Here is an 11981-nt window from a genome sequence, read left to right as displayed (position 1 = left end):
CCAACGCCCGCTGTCATCACCCGTTCCCGATCACGCCGCCGTCGCCACCTTCAGGAACACCGACCAGCGATGCTCGAAAAACTGGTCGGGGGTCAGGCCGGAAAAGGGATCGGGCAGATCGAACTGCATCCGGCGGCTGGGCCCGTCGATCATGTCGGCGAGCAGATTGAACAGGGCCAGTGGCGTTTCGTCGGAGCGGAGCAGGCCCGCGTCCTGCGATGCTTCGATACAGGCAATGATCGGATTGGAGAGCACCTTGTCCCAGGTCGCGAAACGATGGCGAAGCTCTTCCGAGAAGACGGCCTCGGACGTCAGAAAGGCCATGAAGCGCACCGAATCCGGCTCAACGCAAAAGAAGAAGAACCGACGGGCGGCGCTCTTCAGGCGTTCGAGAGGATTGCTGCCGGCGGCATGGTCCAGCATCGCCTGATTCAACCGGTCCAGGTCACGGGTCACCACCGCATCCAGCAACGCCATCTTACCCGCATAGCGGCGATAGATGGTGTGTTTGCTCACCCCGACCGACAGAGCAATCTCTTCCATCGACGTGCCTTCGATGCCCTGTGAACAGAACGCATCGCGCGCACCGGACAGGATGATGTCGTCGATATGCTGTGCCTGTTCGCGGGTCGGGCGACCAGCGGTCCGTTTCGTGATGGCCATGATCCCCCTTTGCGGCGTCCTCAGTCTTAGGTCAAATTTAATTGCACCTTGCCGTTGCTTTTTTGCACGTGCGAGGTACAGGGGGCTTGAATGACTGAAACGTCATCTGCTTCAGGGAGTTTCACGGCGTGTCCAAATTTTCCGTGCTCGGATCGTCGCTTGCGATGACATTGGCGCTGGCAGCCTGCGGACAGCAGCAACAGCAGCCCCCGGCGCCCCCGCCGCCGGTCGTGACCGCGATCACGGTGCAGGCGGGTGCCGTGCCCAACATCATCGAGCTGCCTGGCCGAATCGAGGCGATTCGCACTGCCGAAGTCCGGGCGCGGACCGATGGCATCGTCGAGGCGCGTCTGTACAAGGAAGGCACCGACGTCGCCGAGGGGCAGCCGCTGTTCCGCATCGACCAGCGCGATTACCGTGCGCAGGTGCAGCAGGCGCAGGCCGCGCTCGCCCGCGCCGAGGCCGCGCGCGTCAACGCCGCATCGATCGTGCGCCGCTATCAGCCGCTGGTCGCCGAACGCGCGGTGAGTGCCCAGGAATTTGACGCAGCCCAGTCCACCCTACGCCAGGCGGATGCCAGTGTCGCGGACGCCCGCGCGGCCCTGTCGCGCGCGCAGCTGCAGCTCAGCTATACCATCGTCCGCGCGCCGATCGCGGGCCGGGTCGGCCGCGCGCAGGTGACCGAAGGCGCGCTGGTCAGCGCGACCCAGGCGACGCCGCTGACCCAGGTCGACCAGCTGTCGCCGATCTACGCCGTCTTTACCCAGTCGAGCGCGGCGCTGAGCGAGCTGATCCAGCAGGCGCGTTCGGGCGGCGTTGCGCTGCCCGACCTGTCGAAGATCACCGTCCGCCTGACGCTGGAGGACGGGTCGGAATATGGCCCGACCGGCCAGCTCGACTTTGCCGGGCAGACGGTCGATCCGACGACCGGTAGCCAGCAGCTGCGCGCCCGTTTCCCGAACCCCAATCGCATGTTGCTGCCCGGCCAATTCGTCCGTGCGCATGTGAATGCGGGCACGATCAAGAGCGGCATCTCGGTGCCGCAGCGCGCCGTGCAGCTGAGCAACCAGGCGGCGTCCGTCATGGTCGTCGACGGCAACGGTACCGTCCAGTCGCGCCCCGTCACGCTGGGCGGACAGGTCGGCGGCAACTGGGTCATCCTTTCCGGCCTGAAGCCGGGCGAGAAGGTCGTGACCGAGGGTTGGCAGAAGGTGCAGCCGGGCCAGAAGGTCCAGCTTCAGGGGCAGCAGCCGCAGCCGCAGGGTGGCAAGGCCGCCCCGGCCGCCGCGGCCCGCTGAACGCCGGAGTAGAGCATCATGAACCGCTTCTTCGTCTATCACCCGGTCTTTGCCTGGGTGATCGCGCTCTTCATCGCGCTGTTCGGCGTGATCGCGCTCCGCCTGCTGCCGATCGAGAGCTATCCGTCGGTCGCGCCCCCGGCGCTGAACCTGGCGATCAGCTATAACGGCGCCGATGCCGAGGTGATGGACCGGTCGGTGACCGCCGTCATCGAGAAGGAACTGAACGGCGTCGACAATTTCCTGTACATGGCGTCGACCAGCCGCTCGAACGGCACGGCGCAGATTACCGTCACCTTCAAGCCCGGCACCAATCTGGACGTCGCACGCACGCAGATCCAGGACCGGCTGAGCCGCGCCGAACCGCGTCTGCCGCAGGAAGTCCGCGCGCTGGGCATTCAGGTGACCGAGGGTACGGCGGGCTTCCTGGAAGTCATCACGCTCAGCTCGAAGTCGGGCAAGACCAGCCCGGTCGAACTCGGTAACTTTGCCGAGAACAACATCCGCAACGAACTGCGTCGCATCGACGGTGTGGGTGACGTGCAGCTGTTCGGCTCGCCCTATGCGATGCGCATCTGGCTCGATCCGCAGAAGCTGGCGGGCTATAGCCTGTCGGCCTCCGAGGCGCTGGCCGCCGTGCAGGAGCAGAACAGCCAGACGGCGGGTGGCTCGATCGGGGCCCAGCCGCTGACCCGGACGGCCGAGTTCACCGCGCAGATCATCACCCAGAATCGCTTCGCGACGCCCGAGCAGTTTCGCCAGATTATCATCCGCGCCAATCCCGACGGCTCGGCGGTGCGGCTGGGCGATGTCGCGCGGGTCGAGCTGGGCAAGGACAATTACGGCTTCCGCCTGACGCTGAACGGCAAGGAGACGGTCGGTCTGGCCGTCCAGCTGGCGAGCGGCGCGAATGCGCTGGCGACGGCGGACGCCGTGTCGGCCAAGATGAAGCAGCTTCAGGGCAGCTTCCCCGCCGACGTCACCTGGAGTGTGCCGTTCACGACGACGCCGTTCATCACCGCCTCGGTGGAGAGCGTCATCCACACGCTAGTCGAGGCAATGATCCTCGTCTTCCTGGTGATGTTCCTCTTCCTGCAGAACTGGCGCGCCACGCTGATCCCAGCGATCGTCGTGCCGATCGCGCTGGGCGGCGCGTGCATCGGGCTTCTCGCCTTCGGCTTCTCGATCAACACCCTCTCGCTCTTCGGCATGGTGGTGGCGATCGGCATCCTGGTCGACGACGCGATCGTCGTTGTCGAGAATGTCGAACGCATCATGTCGGAAGAGGGGCTGAGCCCTCGCCGCGCGACCGTGAAGGCGATGGGGCAGATCACCGGCGCGATCATCGGCATCACGCTGGTGCTGGTCGCGGTGTTCATCCCGATGGCCTTCTTCCCGGGCTCGACCGGCGGCATCTATCGCCAGTTCTCGGTCACGCTGGCCGTCTCGATCTTCTTCTCCGCGCTGCTTGCGCTGACGCTGACGCCTGCGCTCTGCGCGACGTTGCTGAAGCAGGAGGACGCGCATCTGGAGGATCGGCCGGAGCCCAAGCCGGGCGTTCGCGGCTGGCCGCAGCGCTTCTTCAACTGGTTCAACGACAAGTTCGGCCGTGGCACCGAAAAGTACACGGGCGGCGTGACGAAGATGATGTCGCGCCCCAAGCGCTGGCTGGCCGTGTTCGCGGTCGTCGTCGTCGTGACCGGTCTGGCGTTCACGCGCATCCCCGGCGGCTTCCTGCCGACCGAGGACCAGGGCTATATCTTCGTGTCCTATGACGCGGCTCCCGGCGCGACGCTGGAGCGGACGGGCGCGGCGATCACCAAGGTCGAGAATTTCCTCCATGCGCAGCCGCAGGTGGCCGACATCGTGTCGGTCGCGGGGTTCAACTTCTTCGGTCAGGGTCAGTCGGCGGGTATATCGTTCGTCAACCTGAAGCCCTGGCATGATCGCCCAGGTGTCGCGAACAACTCGACCACGCTGGTCGGCAAGACGATGGGCTTCGTCCAGTCGATCCCGGAGGCGACCATCTTCGCGCTCGACCCGCCGCCGATCCAGGCGCTGGGCAATGCCACGGGCTTCTCGATGAAGATCGAGGATCGCTCGGGACTGGGCGCGGCGGCGCTGCAACAGGCGCAGGGTGCCATCCTGGCCAAGGCGTCGAAGAACCCGGTGCTGATGGGCGTTCGCCCCGAAGGCCTGGGACCGGCACCGCAGCTCTACGTCGATATCGACCGTATCCAGGCGCGGGCGTTGGGCCTCCAGATTGCCGATGTGAACCAGACGCTGTCGATTGCCTTCGGCTCCGCCTATGCGAACGACTTTGTCCGTGATGGCAATGTGTTGCGCGTCTATCTTCAGGCCGATGCGCCGCAGCGCATGTCGCCCGAGGACGTGCTGGCGCTGCGCGTCCGCAATGCGCAGGGCAATATGGTGCCCTTCTCGGCCTTTACGAAGGTGCGCTGGCAGAACGGTCCGCAGCAGCTGGAGCGCTACAACGGCTATCCGTCGCTGACCGTCTCGGGCATGGCCGCGCCGGGCCAGTCGACCGGCACCGCGCTGAAGGAAATGGAGAAGATCGCGGGTGAGGTCCTGCCGCAGGGCATGGGCTATGAATGGACCGGCACTGCGTTCGAGGAACAGCAGGCGGGCGGTCAGATCGGCCTGTTGCTAGGCCTGTCGCTGGTGGTCGTGTTCCTGCTGCTCGCCGCGCTATACGAGAGCTGGGCGATCCCGCTGGCGGTGTTGCTGGTGGTGCCGTTCGGCGTGCTGGGCGCGGTGTTGATGACCATCTTCCGGGGCTTCTCGGCGGACGTGTACTTCAATGTCGGGCTCATCACGATCATCGGTCTGGCGGCCAAGAACGCCATCCTGATCGTCGAGTTCGCCATCGAGGACCAACAGGCAGGTCGCACGCCCTTCGAGGCGACGGTGGAGGCGGCGCGGCAACGTCTGCGTCCGATCCTGATGACCAGCCTGGCGTTCATCCTGGGCATGGTGCCGCTGTTCATCGCCAGTGGCGCGGGCGCGGCGAGCCGCCGGGCGGTCGGCACGGGCGTGATGGGCGGCATGATCGCGGCGACTGCGTTCGGCATCTTCTTCACCCCGGTCTTCTACATCGCCGCCAAGAAGTGGCTGGTGCGCGAGCATGATCATGAGGCGGCCGATGCCGAGGAGGAAGCGCGCGAGCGTGACGAGCGAACCGGCGAAGAGGAGGGCCCGGCCCATGCGTAAGGCATTTTCCCGTGCGGCCGCCACGCTGGCGCTGACCAGCGCGCTGGCGGGGTGCAACCTGGCGCCGCAATATCGCCAGCCGGTCGCGCCGGTCTCCGCCACCTATCCCGAGGCGGCGACCGGTACGCGGAGCGCGGCCGAAATCGGTTGGCGCGAGTTCTTCGCCGACGAACAGCTGAAGGCCTATATTGCCGCCGCGCTCGCCAACAACCGCGACCTCGCCCAGGCGGTCGCGCGGGTGGAGCAGGCGCGCGCGCAGTATCGCATCCAGGATGCGCAGCGGCTGCCGGCTCTGGACGCTACGGCGGGGGCGTCGCGGACGCGTATTCCGCTCAACTCGTTGGGTTTTGGCAATGCCATTCCCGGCGCTGGTGATGCGGCGAACCCGACCTCGATCACCTATAACCAGTTCTCGCTGGGCGCGCGGGTGTCGAGCTTCGAGCTCGACTTCTGGGGTCGCGTCCGCAATCTGGCTGAGGCTCAGCGGCGGCAATATCTGGCGACGGTCGAGGCGGAGCGTGCCTTCCGCCTGTCGCTGGTGGGACAGGTAGCCGCGACCTATCTCCAGATCCGCGCCGCCGAGGAGCAGATCGCGCTGGCCGAGCGTACCGTCGCCAGCCGCAAGGAAGGTCTTAGCATCGCCAAGCGGCGGATGGATGCGGGCGTGACGTCCAGCGTCGATTACGACCAGGCGGCGGCGCTGCTGACCCAGGCGGAGACTCAGCTGGCCGAGTTGCGGCGGATGGTCGCGCAGTCGCAGAACCTGTTGACTGTGCTGGTCGGCGGTCCGATCACCGGCCCGCTCCCGGCCGGACGGACGCTGAGCGACCAGAACCAGTTTGCGGCGATCGAACCTGGGCTCCCGTCCGCGCTGCTCGTCAACCGACCCGACGTCCTCCAGGCCGAGCAGCAGCTGCGCGCCGCCAACGCCAATATCGGCGCGGCGCGCGCGGCGTTCCTGCCGAGCATCTCGCTGACCGGCCTGGCGGGTTTCGTGTCGCCCGCGCTCAGCAGCTTGATCGACGGCAATTCCCGGCAATATCAGGTCCAGGGTGCGGCGCTGTTGCCGATCTTTGACTGGGGACGTCGCAATGCGCAGCTGAAGCTCAGCCGGGCGCAGGCCGACGAACTGACCGCCGCCTATCAGCGCGCGGTGCAGGGTGCCTTCCGCGAAGTGGCGGACGCGCTGGTCGCCCGGCGTCGCTATGCCGAACAGATCGAGGCGCAGACGCGGGCGGTGGATGCACAGCGGCGGCTCGCCCGCACCGCGCGGCTTCGCTACGGCAACGGCATCTCCATCTATCTCGAAGTGCTGGATGCCGAACGCAACCTGTTCTCGGCCGAGCAGCAATTGCTGACCCTGCGCAGTGCCGCACTTCAGAATGACGTCACCCTCTATGTCGCGCTGGGCGGTGGCCTGCGCGAAGGCGGGCAGGCGACCACGGTTCCCGCGAGCGGCTAATCCCCCAGCCGACGCGGTCGAGCGAGGGGCGTGCGGGAACCTCCCCCCGTGCGCCCCTTTGCTTGTCCGGGCGATGCGCCTAACCGACATGACAATGGAACAGGAGCGTGGAATGACGGGCTGGACGATCGGGGTCATCGGCGGATCGGGTCTATACGCGATCGATGCGCTGGAAGATGTCGAAACGCTGGTCCTCGACACGCCTTGGGGAGCGCCGTCCGACACGCTGGTGCGCGGACGGATCGGGGCGGTGCGCTTCGTCTTTCTGCCGCGCCACGGGCGGGGGCACCGCCTGTCGCCGACCGAAGTCAATGCGCGCGCCAATATCCACGCGCTGAAGCTGGCGGGCTGCACCGATGTGCTGGCGATCTCGGCGATCGGGTCGCTGCGCGAGGAACTGCCCCCCGGTCATTTCGTCGCGGTCGACCAGTTCATTGACCGGACCGTCCACCGCGATACCAGCTTTTTCGGGGCCGGGCTGGTCGCCCATGTCTCGATGGCCGATCCGGTGTGTGCGCGCCTGTCGACCTTGGCCGCGCAAGCGGGCGAACGGGCGGGGGCCTCGATGGTGCATGGCGGCACGTATCTGGCGATGGAGGGGCCGCAATTCTCGACCAGGGCCGAAAGCCATCTCTATCGCCAATGGGGTGCCGATGTGATCGGCATGACCGCGATGCCCGAGGCCAAGCTCGCTCGCGAGGCGGAGCTGCCCTATGCGCTGATCGGCATGGTCACCGACTATGACTGCTGGCGCGAGGACGAAGCGCATGTCGAGGTCGATGCCGTGCTGGCGCAGCTGGTGTCCAATGCGGCGACCGCGCGGGCGCTGGTCGTGGAACTGGCCGGGCTGCTGCCGGCGGAGCGGACCGCCTCGCCGATCGATACGGTGCTCGACCAGGCGCTGATCACGCATATCTCGCATGTGGACCGGGCCAAGGCGGATAGCCTGGGCCCGATCGTGTCGCGTGTTCTGGCCGCGCGCGGCGGCTAGGCGATCAATCCTCGACGATCTGGCTGTTCTTGCCGGTGTCGCGCATCTTCAGATACACGATCAGCGAGATGCCGATCATCGCGGTGACGTACCAGTAGAAGCCCTGCTCAAAGCCCGACTTCTTGAACAGCAGCGCGACCGATTCCGCCGTGCCGCCGAAGATCGTGTTGGCCAGCGCATAGGGCAGGGCGACGCCCAGCGCTCGGATATGCGCCGGGAACAGCTCGGCCTTCACCACCGCGTTGATCGAGGTATAGCCGGTCACGATGATCAGCGCGGCCATGACCAGAGCGCCCGCCAGGATCGGATCGCGCGTCGTCTCCAGCGTCGAGAAGATCGGATAGGTGAACAGCACGCCTGCGATCCCGAACGCGACCATCAGCGGCTTGCGCCCGATCCGGTCGGACAGTCCGCCTGCCACCGGCTGCAGCAGCATGAAGACGAACAGGGTGACGGCGTTGATCTGGCTCGCGACCTCACGGCTGAAGCCGCTGGTGTTGACCAGGAACTTCTGCATGTAGATCGAATAGGCATAGAAGGCGAGGGTGCCGCCCGCGGTCAGCAGCATGACCGTCAGCGTTTCCTTCGGATGCTTGGTGAACAGCTGGATCAGGCCCGATTTCGGCGCATTGTCCTTCTTGACGTTCTCGAAGCTCTTGGTTTCGGCCAAGCCGCGACGGATGTAGAACACCACGACCGCCAGCACTGCGCCCAGCGCGAAGGGAATGCGCCAGCCCCATTCGTCCAGCGCCGCCTCGGTCATCGTCGACTGGAGCACCAGCAGCACGCAGATGGCGAGCAGCTGGCCCGAGATCAACGTGACATATTGGAAGGACGAGAAGAAACCGCGCCGGTTCTTGCCCGCCATTTCCGACAGATAGGTCGCGCTCGCGCCATATTCGCCACCCACCGACAGACCCTGCAACAGGCGCGCCAGCACCAGCAGGGCGGGCGCGGCAAGGCCGATCGTCGCATAGCCGGGCGTCACCGCGATGATCAGCGAGCCCATGCACATCAGCGTGACCGACAGGGTCAGGCCCGACTTGCGGCCCTTGCGATCGGCATAGATGCCCATCACCCAGGCGCCGATCGGCCGCATGACGAACCCGACCGCAAAGACCGCCGCCGCGCTCAGCAGCTGCGCGGTGCGGTTTTCGGACGGAAAGAAGTGCGGCGCGAAATAAAGGGTAAAGGCGGAGTAGACATACCAGTCGAACCACTCGACCAGGTTACCGGTCGATCCACCGATGATGGATTTCAGGCGGTGCCGATCGGAATCGGCGGTGCTGTACGACATGGTCTACTCCCCTTTTGTCGTTGGATTCCAGGATATCAGAAGCGGAAGCTCAACCATCCTGCCCAGAAATCGGAGCTTTTCAGATTGGCCCGCTGCAACACGGTGTCGGCCTTGAAATGCTCGTACCGACCGACGAAGGACAGGCGCGGCGTGATCGTCCAGGTCGCCTGCAGTCGGGCGACCTCGGCCACCTTCTTGCCGCGCACATTCTGCGTCCCCGCCCAGGCCGCGCCGCTGGCGCGGTAGACCGCATCGAATTCATCGGGCCGCCACGCAAAGCCATATTCGGCCGCGACACGCAGGTTGCGTACTGGCGTGAAGGTGACGTTCGGCGCGGCGTAGAGCATGTTGGTAGGCGTCAGGAACAGGCCATAGCTATAATAGATATTGTTGCCGAACAGCCCGCTGGTCGTCTGCAACTCGCCGCTGCGCTGATAGGCACCGCCGCCCGAGCCATAGTCGACATGGAAGCCGACGCGCGGTGCATCGGGCTTCTTGCCCAGTCGATACGTCTGGGCGACGAACGCCTGCCAGGCCGAGATCGGACGGTTGCCGAAGGTGCCGCGCTGGTTGTTGACGGTCCAGTCGATGTTGACCGGCCCGGCATCGCCGTACGCATGCAGACCCAGGAAGTAACGTTCCTCCAGCGCCGTCGTCGGCCCCCATACCGCCCGGCGGTTGCGCAAGCGCCAGATGAAGGGGTCGAGATACAGCTTCGATCCGCCGAACAGCTTGGGCGACAGGCGGAAGCCGAAGGTCGCGCCGGTGAAGCGGATATCGGGATTGGTCTTGTCGTCGCTGATGCCCTGCTGGCCATAGGTGACGTAGTTCAGGTCGAAGATATTGACCCGCGCATCCTTGCCCCGGGCATAGGCACGAACGCCGTCCAGCACGAAATACAGCGTGTTGTTGTCGCGCCCGACGGTCAGCAACTGCGGCCCGTCGAAAAACTCCTGACGGCCTGCACGTACGCCGACGTCGATGCCGGACACCTTGCCCTTCACCTCGGCGAACAGCTGTTGCACGGCCAGTTGGTTGCGCAGATTACCGGCGGGTGTGCCCAGGTTGATGCCCTGCAACTCGGCGCGGCCCAGTTCGCCGAAGACGCGGAAATGGTCGCCCAGATGCACATCGGCACCACCGACGATGCGTGCGATATCCTGGCGCTGCTGCTGGACTTCGCGCAGATTGGGGTTGGTGGTGATGTTCATCCGAGTACGCAGCTCGCCCGAGAAGGTGACATAGGATTTGCCATCCTCGGTCAGCTTCACGCACTTCAGCGCATCGATAAAGTCATCGCGCTTGGCGGGGTCGCAATATTTCCGCCAGTCCTCCGCCCAACGCGACTGGTTATAGCCGCCCACCGTATTGCCATCGCCCGAAGCACTGGCCGGGTAGGCGGTAGCGGCCGGGCTGGCGGGTTCCGCCGCCGCCTTGGGCGTCACGGTCTGGGCCGTCGCCGGAAGGGCCGCCATCGCGATTGCCGACACCGCTGCGGTGCCCGCCATCCAAATGAATTTCATGAGATTTCCCCCTCGATCACGCCGATCTATCATGTCACCGGCTGCCATAGCCTATCCTGGTAAACATATTGGCCCGACCGACAGGATCGATCGGGCCCGGACAGGATCAGGCGATGGCGGGCTGGGCCGCGGGGTGCTGCGGGGCGGCGTTCAGGGCGGCGTTGAGCGCATCCTGGTCGAGGGCATTTTCCCAACGCGCGACCACGACGGTGGCGACCGCGTTGCCAATGAAGTTGGTCAGGCTGCGGCATTCCGACATGAAGCGGTCGACGCCGAGGATCAGGGCCATGCCCGCAACCGGCACGTCAGGCACGATCGACAGGGTGGCGGCCAGGGTGATGAAGCCCGCACCGGTCACGCCCGCCGCTCCCTTCGAGCTGAGCATCGCGACCAGCAGGAGGGCCAGCTGCTGCCACAGCGACAGGTCGACGCCGCACGCCTGGGCGATGAACAGCGCGGCCAGCGTCATGTAGATGTTGGTGCCGTCCAAGTTGAACGAATAGCCCGTCGGCACGACCAGGCCGACGACCGACTTCTCGCAGCCCGCCTTTTCCATCTTGACGAGGAGGTTGGGCAGGGCGGCCTCCGACGACGAGGTGCCGAGGACCAGCAGCAGTTCGGCCTTCAGATAACGGATCAGCTTCAGGACCGAGAAGCCGTTCAGGCGAGCGATGATGCCCAGCACGACGACGACGAACAGGATCGAAGTGAGGTAGAAGGTCGCGACCAGCGCGCCCAGATTGACCAGACTGCCGACACCATATTTGCCGATGGTGAAGGCGATCGCGCCGAACGCGCCGATCGGGGCCGCGCGCATCAGGATGCCGACCATGCGAAAGACGACGACGCTGATCCGCTCCAGCGCGGTGAGCAGCGGACGGACGGGCTCGCCGACCAGCGCCATCGAGATGCCGAACAGGATCGCGACCAGCAGCACCTGCAGGATATTGCCCTGCGTGAACGCGCTGATCAGCGTGTCGGGAATGATGCCCAGCAGGAAGCCGGTGATCGTCGTCTCATGCGCCTTGGCGGTATATTCGGCGATCGACCCGACCTTCAGCGTGCTGGGATCGATATTCATGCCCGCGCCCGGCTGGACGACATTGGCGACGATCAGGCCGACGATCAGCGCGAAGGTCGAGACGGTGATGAAGTAGAAGAACGCCTTGCCCGCGACGCGGCCGACCGAACCCAGTTCGCGCATCCCGGCGATACCGGTCACCACGGTCAGGAAGATGACCGGGGCGATGATCATCTTCACCAGCTTGATGAAGCCATCACCCAGTGGCTTGAGCGACTCGCCGAACGCAGGCCAGAAATGACCGATCACCGCGCCAAGCACGATCGCGACCACCACCTGAAAATAGAGGTGGGACCAGAGTCGGGCCCGCTTGGGCGCCTCTGCAACGGCATAATCCTGGGCAATCATGGCTTTCATCATCCTCCACAAAGGGGCTGGACGCGGTATGGCCGCATTCCAAGTTGCGACGATTGTGCGGGATGCAACACGAATTGC

The 11981-nt window shown here is 65.5% G+C and carries 8 protein-coding genes; 4 read left to right on the top strand and 4 right to left on the bottom strand.

Annotated elements, in window-relative coordinates:
• Positions 1–30: 30 nt before the first annotated feature.
• A complete protein-coding gene (locus tag SB4_RS13405) occupies positions 31–663 on the bottom strand; it encodes a TetR/AcrR family transcriptional regulator (RefSeq protein ID WP_058716577.1) in 633 nt (210 codons plus the stop codon).
• A gap of 128 nt (positions 664–791) precedes the next feature.
• Between SB4_RS13405 and SB4_RS13400 the strand changes: the two genes are divergently transcribed.
• From SB4_RS13400 to mtnP, 4 genes are all read left to right on the top strand, one after another.
• Positions 792–1961: an efflux RND transporter periplasmic adaptor subunit gene (locus tag SB4_RS13400; protein WP_082670166.1), complete on the top strand. Its 1170-nt coding sequence runs from the start codon at positions 792–794 to the stop codon at positions 1959–1961.
• Positions 1962–1979: 18 nt separating this feature from the next.
• A complete protein-coding gene (locus SB4_RS13395) occupies positions 1980–5192 on the top strand; it encodes a multidrug efflux RND transporter permease subunit (protein ID WP_058752955.1) in 3213 nt (1070 codons plus the stop codon).
• Entirely contained in the window at positions 5185–6654 is a 1470-nt protein-coding gene (locus SB4_RS13390; protein WP_058752954.1) for an efflux transporter outer membrane subunit, read from the top strand. Before SB4_RS13395 ends, SB4_RS13390 begins: the two co-directional genes overlap by 8 nt.
• 112 nt (positions 6655–6766) lie before the next feature.
• Positions 6767–7645: an S-methyl-5'-thioadenosine phosphorylase gene (gene mtnP, locus SB4_RS13385; RefSeq protein ID WP_058752953.1), complete on the top strand. Its 879-nt coding sequence runs from the start codon at positions 6767–6769 to the stop codon at positions 7643–7645.
• A 4-nt stretch (positions 7646–7649) separates the two neighbouring features.
• Here the strand turns inward: mtnP and SB4_RS13380 are convergent, their stop codons facing one another.
• The 3 genes from SB4_RS13380 to SB4_RS13370 all read right to left on the bottom strand — a co-directional run bounded on the left by SB4_RS13380 (position 7650) and on the right by SB4_RS13370 (position 11894).
• Entirely contained in the window at positions 7650–8942 is a 1293-nt protein-coding gene (locus SB4_RS13380; protein ID WP_058752952.1) for an MFS transporter, read from the bottom strand.
• A 35-nt stretch (positions 8943–8977) separates the two neighbouring features.
• On the bottom strand, positions 8978–10465 hold the full coding sequence (locus SB4_RS13375; protein WP_082670165.1) for an alginate export family protein: 1488 nt from the start codon (positions 10463–10465) through the stop codon (positions 8978–8980).
• Between the two features lie 106 nt (positions 10466–10571).
• Positions 10572–11894, bottom strand: a complete 1323-nt coding sequence (locus SB4_RS13370) for a dicarboxylate/amino acid:cation symporter (protein WP_058752951.1) — start codon at positions 11892–11894, stop codon at positions 10572–10574.
• Between the last annotated feature and the right edge of the window lie 87 nt (positions 11895–11981).

This window comes from Sphingomonas sanguinis, assembly GCF_001476905.1.
GTDB classification, from domain to species: domain Bacteria; phylum Pseudomonadota; class Alphaproteobacteria; order Sphingomonadales; family Sphingomonadaceae; genus Sphingomonas; species Sphingomonas sanguinis_B.
This window is presented reverse-complemented; position numbering and strand designations above follow the sequence as displayed.

Bases quoted from the DNA above. Each gene is read 5' to 3' on its own strand.
- SB4_RS13405 (WP_058716577.1), bottom strand. From the start codon at position 663: ATGGCCATCACGAAACGGACCGCTGGTCGCCCGACCCGCGAACAGGCA.
- SB4_RS13395 (WP_058752955.1), top strand. From the start codon at position 1,980: ATGAACCGCTTCTTCGTCTATCACCCGGTCTTTGCCTGGGTGATCGCG.
- SB4_RS13390 (WP_058752954.1), top strand. From the start codon at position 5,185: ATGCGTAAGGCATTTTCCCGTGCGGCCGCCACGCTGGCGCTGACCAGC.
- mtnP (WP_058752953.1), top strand. From the start codon at position 6,767: ATGACGGGCTGGACGATCGGGGTCATCGGCGGATCGGGTCTATACGCG.
- SB4_RS13380 (WP_058752952.1), bottom strand. From the start codon at position 8,942: ATGTCGTACAGCACCGCCGATTCCGATCGGCACCGCCTGAAATCCATC.
- SB4_RS13375 (WP_082670165.1), bottom strand. From the start codon at position 10,465: ATGAAATTCATTTGGATGGCGGGCACCGCAGCGGTGTCGGCAATCGCG.
- SB4_RS13370 (WP_058752951.1), bottom strand. From the start codon at position 11,894: ATGATTGCCCAGGATTATGCCGTTGCAGAGGCGCCCAAGCGGGCCCGA.